Source organism: Elusimicrobiaceae bacterium, from assembly GCA_017520185.1.
Lineage (GTDB): Bacteria > Elusimicrobiota > Elusimicrobia > Elusimicrobiales > Elusimicrobiaceae > Avelusimicrobium.
In genome coordinates this window covers 39,198-53,185 of the sequence record JAFXGO010000008.1, presented here as the reverse complement: position 1 = coordinate 53,185, position 13,988 = coordinate 39,198, and the positions used below count along the sequence as shown (strand labels likewise).

Below are 13,988 nucleotides of genomic sequence, written 5' to 3'. Positions count from 1 at the left end.
AGTAATTTTTATGAACAATGTTCGTCAAGACGTACGCAACGTAGCCATTATCGCTCACGTAGATCACGGTAAAACCACTGTGGTAGATGCTTTGCTTAAATTAGCAGGTCAGTTTACAGTAAAAGAAGACCAAGCGCAAGAAACGGTGCTGGACTCTAACCCGTTGGAACGTGAACGCGGTATTACCATTTTGGCTAAGTGTACTTCTGTAAAATACAAAGATCATACGGTGAACATTGTTGACACTCCGGGACACGCAGATTTTGGCAGCGAAGTAGAGCGCGTACTCAGAATGGTAGACGGGGCTATTTTGATGGTAGACGCGGTAGAAGGCCCCATGCCGCAAACTCGTTTTGTCTTGCGTAAAGCCTTAGCCTTAGGTTTGCGCCCGATTGTAGTGATTAATAAAATGGACCGTGAGCATATCCGCCCCAGCGAAGTGGTGGACGAAGTATTTAACCTTTTTATGGAATTGGGTGCTACCGATGAACAACTTGATTTCCCGATACTTTATGCCTCCGGTCGTGAAGGTTGGGCCAGCCTTGTCATGGAAGAAAAAGGCAAAGATATTGCTCCCTTGTTTGATACTATTTTATCGCATGTGCCGGCACCGGTGGCCATGCCCGATGAACCCTTGCAAATGCAAGTGACCATGTTGGATTACAATAATTTCTTGGGCCATGTGGGTATCGGCCGTATTTTGGCCGGTAAAATTACGCGTGGGCAGAACGTACTCTTGATGCACCAAAACGGCACGCAGAGCACTGCTAAAGCCGCTAAAATCGAAATGTTTGAAGGTCTGGGGAAGAAAGAAGTGGAAAGTGCCCAAGCGGGTGATATCGTGTCTGTCGCCGGTTTAGAAGGCGTAGATGTAGGAGACACGATGTGCCAGCCAGAATTTCCCAAACCGTTGCCTCCTTTGGCTATTGACGAACCGACAATGTCTATGGATTTTATGGTCAATGATAGCCCTTTCTCCGGTCAAGAAGGTAAATTTGTCACCAGCCGTCACCTCAAAAATCGTTTGGAAAAAGAAGCCCAAACCAATGTGGGGTTAAAAGTAGAGGCTTTAGAAGGAGAAGGTAAATTTAAAGTGTACGGACGCGGGGAATTGCATTTGACCGTATTGATTGAAAGTATGCGCCGCGAAGGGTTTGAACTTGCCGTATCCTCTCCTGAAGTAATTTATAAAGAAGAAAACGGTCAAATTTTAGAGCCGATGGAATATTTAGTCTTGGATATTAAATCCGAACATCAAGGCGCTGTATTTACTTTAGTCGGCACACGTGCGGCCCGTTTGGAAAATATGGTGGCCGAAGGGGAAGACCGCCTGCGTTTGGAATATTTAATTCCTTCTCGTGCCTTGATTGGTTTTAAAAATGAATTTTTAACCGGTACTCGTGGTACGGGTATTATGCACCACAGTTTTCATGGGTTTTATCCTAAGGCCAATTTGCCGCCCTTGCGTCACAATGGCGTGTTAGTGGCTAAGGAAGACGGCGTGACAACGGCCTATGCGTTGTTTGCGTTGGAAAACGGAGGGGAGCTGTTCTTAAATCCCGGAGAAAAAGTATATGCGGGGCAAATCGTGGGGGAAAACTCCCGCGATAATGACCTTGTGGTCAATCCCTGTAAGGCCAAACATTTAAGCAATATGCGTAGCTCGTCTAGCGATGAATCCTACACGCTTACACCGCCGCGCCAAATGAGTTTGGAACAAGCGGTGGAGTATATTGCTCCTGATGAATTGGTAGAAATCACACCCACTTCTTTGCGCTTGCGTAAGAAGATTTTGGTGCACCATTTGCGTAAACGTGCCGCCATTGCTGAAGAAAAAGCGATGGAAGCAGAAATGGCATAAAGGCTTTTTCAGGTATTAAGATTTACGCACAAGACACAAGAGTCTGCCTCTTGTGTCTTGTTGTTTGATGAGCAAACAATTTTCCATATTTAAGTTTCTTGACTCCGCCTTGCCTTCGCCGTACCTATCAGTACTTGCTTTGGCAACTAGCGGAGCCAATAAATGATAAATCTGAAAAATCATGCTACAAACAAGTTGTTTTCCAGTTGTTGTTTTCTCCGTCGGGAAAGTGCGCCAACTCTTGACCGTTTTTTTTTTTTGATACAATTTTTTCGGATGGAAAAATTGAAGCAAAAAAGGAGAAAAAATGAAGAAAGGTTTTACACTCATTGAACTATTAGTCGTTGTACTTATTATCGGCATATTGTCCGCCGTGGCTTTGCCACAGTATCAAAAAGCGGTCACAAAGGCCCGCTTTGCCGAAGCTTTTACCAATTTAAAAACCATTGCCGACGCGGTAAAAGTTTGTGAATTGGAAAATGGCGTAAAGGCAGGAAATAATCCCTCGGACGATACTTGTGCAAATTTTAATGATTTGTCTGTTTCTATTGGTACCACCGCTGAGGATGGAACTGCTAGTGAAACAAAGGAATTTTACTATAGTGCTGGTGCCGGAACAGCTGATTTAAGTCATCAGATAAAAGCGGTTGCCTCTAATAAAAAATTAGACGTTTGTTTATGTATTCATGAGGACGGACATTTTTCTGGATATGTCGGGGGGGGATGTCATGGGGAAACACCTTCTTATGATATTTTAAAGATCTTAAACGTAGTAGAAGATTCTGCTAATTGCGGTTGTTGTTAAATAAAAACCCCCGATTTCTCGGGGGTTTTTTAGTGTTAAATCCAAGAGTCAAAAAATTAGATTTTCATGATTTCTTCTTCTTTGGCTTTGATTACTTTGTCAATTTGGGCAATGTGAGCATCGGTGGCTTTTTGCACATCTGCTTCATAGCGTTTCAAATCGTCTTCGGTAATTTCACCTGCTTTTTGGGCTTTTTTACATTTTTCCAAAACGTCGCGGCGTTCGTTGCGCACCGCTACTTTGAAGTCTTCGCTCATTTTAGAAATGTTTTTAGCCAATTGTTTGCGGCGGTCTTCGGTCATGGAAGGCAAACTGATGCGAATGACTTTTCCATCGTTGACGGGGCTGGCACCCAAATCGGCTTTTTGTAAGGCTTTATCAATATCGTTTAAAGCACTTACGTCCCAGGGTTGCACTTCTAAGGTTTTGGCATCTAAAACATTGATTAAGGCCATTTGTTTAATCGGGGTTGGAGTGCCGTAATAGTCTACGCGGATATTCTCCAAAAGGGCCGCGCTGGCACGTCCGGTGCGAATGGTGGCTAAATCACGTTCTAAGCGGGCTACATGTTCGCCCATGCTGTTTTTACTGTTGTTGAGCAGATTGGTAATACCTTCCATAATTTCCTCTTTATTAAGATAGTTTTTTAAATTATAGCATTTTACGCCTTTAAAGACGCAGACTCCCAACGCCTTACCTTGAAAATCCTACCGTAAAGCCTAAAACAAAGATGGCAAATTGCTCGGCTCCATATCAGGCAAGGAGGGGGATTTTAATTAATAAATGAATGTCCCTATTTCTTCTCCGCACAAGGCTTTTTCAATATTGCCTTTTTTGTGCAAATTAAATACCTGTACGGGTACCTTATTTTCTAAACACAGGGCCAAAGCGGCCGTATCCATAAATTGCAATTGTTTGGAAATGGCTTCTGCATAGGTGATGCGTTGAATGAGTTTTGCATCAGGGTTTTTGCGCGGATCACTGTCGTAGACGCCGTCTACTTGCGTAGCTTTGAGCAACACATCGGCATTAATTTCAGAGGCACGCAGAGCTGCTGCACTATCAGTGGTAAAGAAAGGGTTTCCCGTCCCACCGGCGAAAATAACAATGCGTCCTTTTTCCAAGTGGCGTAATGCTTTGCGGCGTACAAAAGGCTCGGCTAATTGATAAATATTGATAGATGTAAGTACGCGTGTAGGAACACCGGCTTCTTCAATGGCAGACTGCAACGCAATGGCATTAATAACGGTGGCCAACATACCCATACTGTCAGAGTTTACGCGGTCAATTACTCCGCCTCCGTCACGAACGCCGCGCCACACATTTCCGCCGCCGATGACGATAGAAAGTTCACAATTACTTTTTTTATAGGCCTCTGCCAGTTCAATGGCAATTTCTTTTAATGCTTGCGGATTGATGCCGCGATTTCCTTCCGTAATCAGGGCCTCACCGGAAAGTTTTAATAAAACTCTTTTTTTCTTTGTATTTTGGCAGGTAGCGGACATAAGGGAAATCTCCTTCTTACTCAAAAATATCTTTCAATTATTCTAGCACAATTTACATCTCTTTTTCTTCTGTTCACACTTATCAGGTATAAACACAAAAAAAGCCCCTCTTGCGAGGGGCTTAAAACTAGAAGCGAACAAAGCGCACAACTTTGAGTTCGCCACCCAAGTTTTTGGATTCTTCTTCCAAGTAAGCGGCAACAGTTTTTTTGTTGTCTTTAATGGTCGGTTGTTCCAATAAACAGGTTTCTTTGGCGAATTTCTTGATTTTGCCCGGAAGCATTTTCTCAATCATATCGTCAGCTTTGCCTTCGTTTTTGGCTTGGGTGCGGTAGATGTCTAATTCTTTATCGATATCGGCTTGAGGGATATCTTTGGCTTCTACCCACATGCTTTGCATACCGACGGTGTGCATAGCCAAACCGCGAGCAATTTCGTGCAATTTTTCAGCATCTACGCCGTTGCCGGACATTTCCAATAAAGAGGCTTTTTTGTTGTCGGAGTGAACGTAAGTAGCAATTACGTTGCCTTCGGCAGCAGTCCAATTGTAAGCGCCTTTAAAGGTGGTGTTTTCACCGAATTTCGGGGCTTTTTCTACGATCATGGCCTTGATGGTTTCATCAGCCGTGTAGTCAGCCACTTCAGGGTGTTGCAATACATATTCGGCAATAGCGTCGGCTAAACCGATAAAATCCGGAGTTTTGGCCACAAAGTCGGTTTCGCAACCTAAGTAAGCCATAGCAAAATGTTTACCGTCGGTTTTGATGGATACGCGGCCTTCTTTGGTGGCTCTGTCGGCACGTTTGGCCATATCAGCCAAGCCTTTTTTGCGCAAGAAAACAATGGCTTGTTCCATGTCATTGTTGTTTTGTTCTAAGGCTTTTTTGCAGTCCATAAGACCGGCGCCGGTTTTTTCTCTTAATACTTTAATATCTTCAGCTAAAGACATTTTTTTCTCCTAAAATTCAATCGCTTTCTGAGAGCTGCACAAGGCAGCCCTCAGAGGTAAAAAGACTATTTGGCTTCTTCAGCAGCTTCTTCAGCTTTTTCTTCGGTTTTGGCCGCTTTTTTAGTGGTTTTTTTAGCGGTCGTTTTTTTGGCCGTAGTGGTCTTTTTGGCAGTGGTTTTTTTGGTGGCTGCTTTTTTGGCGGGTTTCTTTTCTTCTACTTTTTCCGCTTTTACTTCTTCGGCAGCTTCTTCGGCCACAGGGGCTTCTACTACCACTTCTTCTTTTACTTCCACTACTTCTACTTCTTCCACTTTGGCAGCTTCAGCTTCTTGTTCGGCTTTTTCAGCAGCTAACATGACGCTTTCGAAAGCTTGAGCCATAGCCGGATTGGCAGGGGCAGCTTCACCATCTTCGGTAGCGGCAGCTTGGGCAGGCTGTTTGGCAGCTTCAGCTTCAGCGCGGCCTTCCAAGACGGCATCGGCAATAGCACCGCAGAAAAGCTTAATGGAGCGGGCGGCATCGTCGTTGCCCGGTACGGGTACGTCGATCAAGTCCGGATCAGAGTTGGTGTCACACACAGCGACCACAGGCAAACCGAGCACGTGAGATTCACGTACGGCACCGGCGGTGTCAACCGGGTCAATTACAAAAACTACGTCCGGCAAAACTTTCATATCGCGGATACCACCCAAAAGTTTTTGCAAGCGGTTTAATTCTTTGGTTAAACGGCTGGCTTCTTTTTTGGAAATGGCTTTGAACACGCCGGAAGCTTCCCATTTTTCCAATTCATTCATGCGTTCGATGGACTTTTTGACCGTTTGGAAGTTGGTCAAAGTGCCACCCAACCATTTTTCACAAATGCAGTAAGCGCCACAGCGAGCAGCTTCGGTGGAAATGGCTTCTTGGGCTTGTTTTTTGGTACCTACGAACAAGAACTTGGCGCCTTTTTTGGATTCTTCTTTTACAAAAGCGCAAGCCTTTTTCAGTTCTTTGGCGGTTTTTTGTAAGTCTAAGATATGTACCCCATTGCGTTCGCCGAAAATATAGCGGCTCATTTTGGGGTTCCAGCGGGAGGTTTGGTGACCAAAGTGTACACCCGCTTCCAACATGGACTTCATGGATACGTTGCTCATTTATAATCTCCTTGTGAGGCTTCACACCAAAATTAGAGAAGAGGATTCTCCGGCGGTGGAATGCCTAGGATTTATAGAAACAAGGGCTTTAATTTTCTACATTTTTTCGCCCTGCTAATATAAACCTTATGATTATTATACAAAAAAACCGCGCCTTTGGGGGCGCGGATTGATGTCTGTATTACAAACTAGAAACGGCCGTTAAGTAAAATCATCGCAGGAAACACGCCGTTATCTGCGATGTTGACCAACCCTACTTGAATGCCGTGAATATTTTTGGCGTAATTGATCAGGCCCAATTGAACCCCTTTTACCGTATCGGCTTGGTTATAAATACCCCATTGTAAACCAGCCATTTCTTCTGCGGTGACGTTAATCGTACCCCACTGTACCCCTTTTACATTGTTGGCCTTTGCATATAAACCGCCTTGAACCCCTGCTACATCTGAGGCTAAATCAATCAAGGCATGACTCAGACCGATCATTTTGCCTTTTGTGTTGGCGTACAAAATATCAAACTGTACACCATACATACTATGCGCAGTGGATCCGATACCCAAATCTACCCCGCGTACATGATCTATATGGTTAGGTATGGCAATGGCCGCCTTATCCCATAGAGAAAGTTTTAAGGCTCCTACTCCGGCAAAAGCGGGAGCAGATAATGCTACTAAGCACAACAACAGGACTATTTTTTTCATGTGTAAGTCCTCCCCCAATTAATTTTAACTTCCATTTCTTTGTAAAAAAAATCTAATAGTACTGACAAGCTGAAAAAAGGGTTATTTCGTGAGAAATGGGGAATTATCTTTTTGTTTGCAATTTGCTACAATAATATATATGACGGAAAATGAGTTTTATAAAAATTTTGAAGTGCCGGAAGATTTGAAGTTCCGCGTGTCAGACATTGTGCTGATGGGGGGACTGAATTGTTCTGCCAAACTTTCACCAAAATATTTTGACAATATTTTTACTCCGCCCAATAAAATAACGGAAGTGCGCGTAGAGCTGGAGTTTTGGCTGGCCGGTAAAGAAATTACGGTACGCGGACGCGTTTGGGGAAAACGTGATGTTCGGTGTGACCGCTGTTTAAAAGAAGTTTCTCAGACGTTTGATGAAACTTTTATGGAAAGCTATGGCACACAAAGTGAAATAATTGATATAATGTTGTTGGTGCGGCAGACGCTTGCCTTGACTGAGGATATTCAATTTTTATGTAGTGCAGAGTGTAAAGGACTTTGCCCTTTGTGCGGAAAAGATTTGAATGAAGGTTCATGTCAGTGTCAGCCGGAAATTCTTTCGCCGTTTGCGGCGTTGAAAGGAAAATTTAAATAATATCATTTGACGTGTCAAATGTACAGGAGTTATAACAATGCCTAATCCGAAGAAAAAACATACCCGTTCCAGAAGAGATCTTAGACGTTCTCACAATTCTGTGATCGAAGTGCCCCAACTCGTGGAATGCCCGAACTGCAAATCCATGCGCTTGCCGCACAACGTCTGCCCCTCTTGCGGGTTTTATAAAGACCATGTAGTTGTCGCTCAAAAAGCGGCCCAAAAAGAAGAAACCAAATAAATCTTCCTCAATTATGATTAGAATAGCCCTCGACGCCTTAGGCGGGGATTTCGGAGCCGAACCCAATGTGCTTGGCGCTTTGGAAGCAGCCAAACGCTTAGATGTACAAGTCATTCTGGTGGGTGACGAAGTAGTCCTGCGCCGTGAATTAGCGGCGAAGGGCTATTCTGACAAATTGCCCGAAAATATCTCCATCGTTCACGCCCCCGATGTCATTGACATGGAGGCCGATCCTGCACGTGAAGTACGTGCAAAAAAGAATGCTAGTATTGTAGTGTGCGCTTCATTGGTACGCAAAGCAGAAGCAGATGCTTTTGTGTCTGCCGGTCATAGCGGTGCTGCTATGGTGGCCTCTTTGTTTGGTATGGGTCGCTTGAAAGGTGTCTTGCGCCCTGCTATTGCAACGCCGATGCCCACTTATCAAGGGGTCAGCCTGTTGTTAGATGGCGGTGCTAATGCCGATTGTAAACCCATTCACTTGCTACAATTTGCCGTGATGGGCTCTACCTATATGCAGAAAGTATTTGATGTGCAAAGCCCCAAAGTAGGCGTGCTTTCTATCGGTGAAGAGGAGAAAAAGGGAAATCAATTGGTTAAAAACACCGTTCCTCATATGCGCAGTATCGGTGTAAATTTCACCGGTACATTGGAAGGACGTGATGTAAACGTCGGTGAAGTAGATGTGATTGTGTGTGACGGTTTTGTAGGAAACATTGTACTCAAAATGGCGGAAGGTTTGGCTAAAACCATGATGAAGATGATTAAACGGGAAGTGAAAAAACGTCCGTTGGCTATTTTGGGTGCCTTGTTGTCTAAATCCGCTTTTAAGGCGGTAAAAGACCATACTAACCCCGATAATTACGGCGGAGCGCCGTTGGTAGGGGTGAATGGTGTGGCTTTGATTGCTCATGGCAAATCAAATCAAGTAGCTATTTTCAATGCTTTAAAAACAGCTAAAAAATTGGTAGAAAAAGATTTTATTGGCGATGTTGCCAAGAAAATGGAAGAATTAAAAGAAACTTTTGCTAAAATTGAGAATCAATCTGCAAAAGAGGGGGAATAAGTGGCTGATTTTAAAGGACAAAAAGTAATCATCACCGGTGCCACGCGTGGCATTGGTTTGGCTTTGGCAGAATCTTTTGCTCAAGCTGGTGCCGATGTGGCTATTTGCGGCATCAATGAAGAACTTTTACAAAAAGCCAAAGAACATTTGCTTTCTTTTGGTGGCAAAGTATATGCGGCTAAAGCCGATATTTCTAATGTAGAAGATTGTGATAATTTTGTAGCCGGTACGGTAAAAGAATTAGGTGGGGTGGACGTGTTAGTCAATAATGCCGGTATTACCAAAGACGGATTAATGGTTCGCATGAGTCCAGAAGATTGGAATGTTGTTATCAATGTTAACCTCACCGGTACATTTTTGATGTCTAAGGCCGCTTTGAAAGTAATGTTCAAACAAAGAAGCGGAAACGTGGTAAATATTTCTTCCGTCATCGGAGAAATGGGAAATGCCGGTCAATCCAATTATGCTGCCAGCAAAGCAGGAATGATTGGGCTGACGAAATCTTTAGCAAAAGAATTTGGTTCTCGCGGCGTGCGCGTCAATGCGGTGGCTCCGGGTTTTGTCCGTACAGCCATGACAGACGCATTAAGCGACGAAATGAAGGAAAAAGCGTTTGAAGCTATTCCTTTAAAAAGATTTGCAGAACCGCAGGACATCGCCAAAGCAGTGATGTTTTTGGCCAGCCAAGATGCTGCCTATATTACAGGGCACGTGTTGGCCGTCAATGGCGGACTTTATATTTAAAAAGTAAGATTCGGAGGACAAAATGTCTGTAGAAAACGTGCAAGAAAGAGTAAAAAACCTTATCGTAGAACACTTGGGTGTTGAACCTGATCAAGTAAAACCGGAAGCTCAATTCGTAAACGATTTGGGTGCCGATTCTTTGGATACGGTGGAATTTATCATGGCTTTGGAAGAAGAATTTGATATCGAAATTCCTGACGATAAAGCTGAAAAAATCAAAACCGTAGGCGAAGCTATCAGCTACATTGAAGAAAAGTGTTAACAGAGCTAGAGAAACTAATTCACTATAGCTTTGAAGATACGACGATTTTAAGAGAAGCACTCACTCATAAATCTTACTCCGGAGAACATAAAGCCGTTCGTCATAATGAACGGCTTGAGTTCCTAGGAGATAGTATTCTGGGAGCCATTGTAGCCAACTATATTTATGGGCAGTGTCCTCACAGTGAAGAGGGGGTGCTTTCTAAAATCAAGTCTAACTTGGTCTCCAGACATAATTTGTATCTTTGGGCTAAAAAGCTGGACCTTGGACGATTTATGCGTTTGGGGCACGGCGAGTTGGCTACCGGAGGCCGCCAACGTGACAGCATTCTCTCTAATGCGATGGAAGCCGTAGTCGGGGCTGTATATTTAGACGGCGGTTATCCTGCAGCTGAGCAAGTAGTGCTGCCTTGGGTGCGTACGCAAGAACTTAAGCAAGACAGCGGCGATTATAAGAGCCGTTTGCAAGAGTATATTCAAAAGCGTAGCAGAAGTACCCCAGATTATGAAGTGTTGCAAACCGTAGGACCGGAACACGATAAAATATTTACCGTGGAAGTGTCCCTTGACGGCAAACGCCTCGGCGTAGGCAAAGGAAGAAATAAAAAACTTGCTGAGCAGGACGCTGCCAGAGACGCTTACCGTCATTTGAAAAAATAATTCCGGAGGGGAATGGCTGTGCCTCTTAAGAAGACAACAAATCGAGTTGCTGTAAATCCCCCTAAGCAGGTAAAACAGGCAATAGAAAAAGCGAAAAATAAACCAAAAGTGGCTATCGCGGTTTTGGCTCTAATCCCGCTTGTTGCCATGTTGATTTTTACGCTTAAAGGTCGTCCTTCTCACGTTCAATCGCGTCAGGCGGCTAAAGTTAATGTCATCGTATCCAGCCAGACCCCTCAGGAACTTGCCGAAGAAGCTACCTTAGCCTTGCGCAAAGGCGACACAATGGCCTTTTTGGACATCTTAGATACCAAGATAAAAGACCCCAATATTGTAAACAGTCAAGGAGATACGTTATTGTTAGCGGCCGCTACATTGGGCAATGTAGAGGCGGTGCAACGTCTTTTGTCAATGGGAGCCGATGTTAATAGGCAAAATGCTTTTAGCCGCGATACGGCCGTATTACGCAGCATATATGCCAATCACGATGAAATTACCCAAATGCTCGTATATGAAAATGCCGATTTAAATTTACCCAACAATTACCACCAAACGCCAATGGGATTGGCGGTTGAAAAGCAAAAAGGAAAATTGGTGGATTTATTTTTAACAAAGGGTGTGACGGCTGGATTGGATTCCGATACTTTATTCCGTGCGGCTGCCCAAAAAAATTATGTGGGGGTAATAGCTATGCTTAAAGGAAATGTGGACCCCAATGTTAAAAATGCTGCCGGAAATACGCCGCTGATAATTTCTGCTTCTTTGGGTGATACAATGACGGTGGAGACTTTATTGGCCTACAGAGCAGATGTAAATGCCACCAATAATGAGGGAAATACCGCTTTAATCTATGCGGCACGTTATAATCGCCCGGATACAATTATGGCCCTTACCGCGCCTTTAACCATGCAATATAAAGCAGATTTAAATATACAAAATAAGAGAGGAGAAACCGCTTTATACTGGGCCGCCATGAAGGGGTATGCTCCGGTAGTAAAGATTTTGTTGTCATATGATGCAGATCCCTCTTTAAAAACTACTTCCGGGAAAACGGCCTTAGATGTGGCTAAAAAATATAAGCGAGAAAAAGTGATTGAGCTGTTGCAAATGCCAATTAATGATGTCAAAGAGATGTTTAGTAAAGAATTGGCTGCAAAGCAAGAAGAACAAAAAGCGGCTCAAGCAAATTAAAATTTTTAATAAAAAACCCTAGTTTTCACTAGGGTTTTTTGTGTAAGGAAAGAATTTTATTTACGGGCGGATTTTATCCATCATGCGCGGGAACGGAATAGTTTCGCGTACGTGTTGAAGGCCACAAATCCAGCGCACCATACGTTCAATGCCCATACCAAAACCGGAGTGAGGCACACTGCCGTATTTGCGCAAATCTAAGTACCAGTCATAGCCGGCAGGATCTAAGCCGCTTTCTTTCATACGGCGGACCAAAGTATCATAATCTTCTTCTCTTTGGCTTCCACCGATGATTTCACCGGCTCCTTCAGGCCCGATTACGTCCACAGCCAGCACTACGTCCAGATTTTTGGGGTCTTGTTTCATGTAGAAGGCTTTAATAGCAGTGGGATAACGGTGAATCATGATAGGCGTGTCATAATCTTCACCCAGCAAGGTTTCTTCATCGCCGCCGATATCTCCGCCCCAAGGAGTGTCATTGCCTTTTTTATGCAAAATTTCAATGGCATCGGTATAATCGATACGCGGAAATTTCTTTTCTACGGTTGCTTGAAGTTTGGTGGTGTCTCTTTCCAATACTTTCAATTCTGCTGCGCGGTTTTTAAGCACTTTGGCCACAATATATTTAATAAAGTCTTCGGCCAAGTCCATATTATCATCTAAATCGTTATAGGCTACTTCCGGCTCAACCATCCAAAATTCGGTCAGGTGGCGGCGGGTTTTGCTTTTTTCGGCGCGGAATGTAGGACCAAAACAGTAAGTTTTTCCTAAGGCCATAGCAGAGGCTTCACCATATAATTGACCGCTCTGGGTTAAGAAAGCCTTTTCTCCGAAGTAATCCGTTTCAAATAAGGTGCTGGTACCCTCGCAGGCGGCCGGTGTCAAAATGGGGGAATCCGACAAAATAAATCCATTGTTGTGGAAATATTCGCGAATGGCAAAAATAATTTCATCGCGAATTTTTAAAATGGCATTTTGTTTGGCAGAACGCAACCATAAATGGCGGTTTTGCATTAAAAAATCGGGTCCATGCTCTTTCGGAGAGATGGGATAGTCTTTGGCAAGTTGTAATACTTGCAAATCTTTTACGCCCATTTCAAAACCGAGAGGAGAGCGTTTGTCTTCGCGGATGGTACCGGTGACAATGATGGAAGATTCTTGAGTTAGTTTATCGGCTAAATCAAAAAGTTCAGAAGAAACTTCGCCTTTAAAAATGACACACTGAATGATACCGCTGCCGTCACGTAATTGTAAGAAATGCAATTTTCCGCTGGAACGTTTGTTATAAAGCCAACCTTTTAGTGTAATTTCTTGTCCGACGTATTGACCGACGTCTGCGACTCTGATTTTGCTGGACATATCAAGCGAACTCCTTATTAAAATAAAATCTATATATATTTTATATTTTATCAAAGAACAACGGCAATAAAAAATGAAAAAACCCCGCTTGTGCGAGGTTTTAATCTAAAAAGTGGACGTGACCCGAGACGAACCGACGACCTCTTTTGCTTTATTCGGAGCGAAGACCGCCTCTTTTTAAAATAAAAAAAACCCCGCTTGTGCGAGGTTTTAATCTAAAAAGTGGACGTGACCCGAGACGAACCGACGACCTCCTTTGCTTTATTCGGAGCGAAGACCGCCTCTTTTTAAAATAAAAAAACCCCGCTTGTGCGAGGTTTTAATCTAAAAAGTGGACGTGATCGGGATCGAACCGACGACCTCCTCGTTGCGAACGAGGCGCTCTCCCAACTGAGCTACACGCCCGATAAATTCAACACAGTTATTATAGCATTTTTAAAAGATTTATCAAAGAATTCATCTTGATCGATTGAAGTTCCGACAAGGCCGAATATTATTTCAAAATTGTTTACGGATTGAAAATTTGCCCGTAAAACAAAAAAGAGAATCTTTGGTTGTTGATAATGTGTTTACGTTTGGCAGGGAGACATCTATTAGAGTATTTTTACCCATGAAAAAAATAAATCTGATCTTGCAGTTGCAAAGCAAAAAAAATGGCTCTAATCAATTGGCGCGATAAGAGGGGGTTATAAAGTCCCTGCGGATTTACAATTACTGTGCGGAATAATACAGCTTATACCAATCTTGTCTGATTGTAAATTAAAAAACACCCTTGCGGGTGTTTTTTAATCATACGGAGAGGGAGGGATTTGAACCCTCGAAGCCTTGCGGCTTACAGGTTTTCGAGACCTGCTGTTTCAACCACTCACACACCTCTCCAA

The 13,988-nt window shown here is 43.5% G+C and carries 14 protein-coding genes, 2 tRNA genes and 2 pseudogenes; 9 read left to right on the top strand and 9 right to left on the bottom strand.

Annotated elements, in window-relative coordinates:
* The first annotated feature begins 10 nt into the window (after positions 1-10).
* Positions 11-1,861 carry a translational GTPase TypA gene (gene typA, locus IKL48_00865; GenBank protein MBR3603235.1) on the top strand — a complete coding sequence of 617 codons (1,851 nt, stop codon included), beginning with the start codon at positions 11-13 and terminating at the stop codon, positions 1,859-1,861.
* Positions 1,862-1,876: 15 nt separating this feature from the next.
* On the opposite strand, the gene IKL48_00860 is transcribed toward typA, so the two are convergent.
* Positions 1,877-2,044 (bottom strand): hypothetical protein, encoded by a 168-nt coding sequence (locus tag IKL48_00860; protein MBR3603234.1) that lies wholly within the window; start codon positions 2,042-2,044, stop codon positions 1,877-1,879.
* Positions 2,045-2,168: 124 nt separating this feature from the next.
* Between IKL48_00860 and IKL48_00855 the strand changes: the two are divergent.
* Positions 2,169-2,288, top strand: a pseudogene (locus tag IKL48_00855) (prepilin-type N-terminal cleavage/methylation domain-containing protein).
* Positions 2,289-2,722: 434 nt separating this feature from the next.
* On the opposite strand, the gene frr reads toward IKL48_00855, so the two are convergent.
* From frr to IKL48_00830, 5 genes and pseudogenes are all read right to left on the bottom strand, one after another.
* On the bottom strand, positions 2,723-3,286 hold the full coding sequence (gene frr, locus IKL48_00850; protein ID MBR3603233.1) for a ribosome recycling factor: 564 nt from the start codon (positions 3,284-3,286) through the stop codon (positions 2,723-2,725).
* 156 nt (positions 3,287-3,442) lie between these two features.
* The gene (locus IKL48_00845; GenBank protein ID MBR3603232.1) at positions 3,443-4,171 is read right to left on the bottom strand and encodes a UMP kinase; all 729 of its coding nucleotides are present in this window, start codon (positions 4,169-4,171) and stop codon (positions 3,443-3,445) included.
* Between the two features lie 127 nt (positions 4,172-4,298).
* Complete coding sequence (tsf, locus tag IKL48_00840; GenBank protein ID MBR3603231.1) at positions 4,299-5,120, bottom strand: translation elongation factor Ts; 822 nt, start codon at positions 5,118-5,120, stop codon at positions 4,299-4,301.
* 425 nt (positions 5,121-5,545) lie between these two features.
* Positions 5,546-6,253: pseudogene (gene rpsB, locus IKL48_00835) on the bottom strand (30S ribosomal protein S2).
* A gap of 188 nt (positions 6,254-6,441) precedes the next feature.
* Complete coding sequence (locus IKL48_00830) at positions 6,442-6,954, bottom strand: hypothetical protein (GenBank protein ID MBR3603230.1); 513 nt, start codon at positions 6,952-6,954, stop codon at positions 6,442-6,444.
* A 139-nt stretch (positions 6,955-7,093) separates the two neighbouring features.
* On the opposite strand from IKL48_00830, the gene IKL48_00825 reads away from it, so the two are divergent.
* From IKL48_00825 to IKL48_00795, 7 genes are read left to right on the top strand one after another with little or no spacing between them, the layout of a single operon-like run.
* Positions 7,094-7,588 (top strand): DUF177 domain-containing protein, encoded by a 495-nt coding sequence (locus tag IKL48_00825; protein ID MBR3603229.1) that lies wholly within the window; start codon positions 7,094-7,096, stop codon positions 7,586-7,588.
* A gap of 37 nt (positions 7,589-7,625) precedes the next feature.
* The gene (gene rpmF / locus IKL48_00820; GenBank protein MBR3603228.1) at positions 7,626-7,829 is read left to right on the top strand and encodes a 50S ribosomal protein L32; all 204 of its coding nucleotides are present in this window, start codon (positions 7,626-7,628) and stop codon (positions 7,827-7,829) included.
* A 16-nt stretch (positions 7,830-7,845) separates the two neighbouring features.
* Complete coding sequence (gene plsX, locus IKL48_00815) at positions 7,846-8,892, top strand: phosphate acyltransferase PlsX (protein ID MBR3603227.1); 1,047 nt, start codon at positions 7,846-7,848, stop codon at positions 8,890-8,892.
* Positions 8,893-9,636, top strand: coding sequence for a 3-oxoacyl-[acyl-carrier-protein] reductase (fabG, locus tag IKL48_00810; GenBank protein MBR3603226.1), 744 nt, complete (start codon positions 8,893-8,895; stop codon positions 9,634-9,636).
* Between the two features lie 22 nt (positions 9,637-9,658).
* Positions 9,659-9,898: an acyl carrier protein gene (locus tag IKL48_00805; protein MBR3603225.1), complete on the top strand. Its 240-nt coding sequence runs from the start codon at positions 9,659-9,661 to the stop codon at positions 9,896-9,898.
* The gene (rnc, locus tag IKL48_00800; GenBank protein MBR3603224.1) at positions 9,892-10,557 is read left to right on the top strand and encodes a ribonuclease III; all 666 of its coding nucleotides are present in this window, start codon (positions 9,892-9,894) and stop codon (positions 10,555-10,557) included. Before IKL48_00805 ends, rnc begins: the two co-directional genes overlap by 7 nt.
* Before the next feature lie 12 nt (positions 10,558-10,569).
* Positions 10,570-11,748: an ankyrin repeat domain-containing protein gene (locus IKL48_00795; protein MBR3603223.1), complete on the top strand. Its 1,179-nt coding sequence runs from the start codon at positions 10,570-10,572 to the stop codon at positions 11,746-11,748.
* Positions 11,749-11,808: 60 nt separating this feature from the next.
* Here the strand turns inward: IKL48_00795 and asnS are convergent, their stop codons facing one another.
* The 3 genes from asnS to IKL48_00780 all read right to left on the bottom strand — a co-directional run bounded on the left by asnS (position 11,809) and on the right by IKL48_00780 (position 13,986).
* Positions 11,809-13,107, bottom strand: coding sequence for an asparagine--tRNA ligase (gene asnS / locus IKL48_00790; protein ID MBR3603222.1), 1,299 nt, complete (start codon positions 13,105-13,107; stop codon positions 11,809-11,811).
* Between the two features lie 332 nt (positions 13,108-13,439).
* Positions 13,440-13,512, bottom strand: a tRNA-Ala gene (locus IKL48_00785).
* Between the two features lie 389 nt (positions 13,513-13,901).
* Positions 13,902-13,986, bottom strand: a tRNA-Ser gene (locus tag IKL48_00780).
* Positions 13,987-13,988 lie beyond the last annotated feature (2 nt).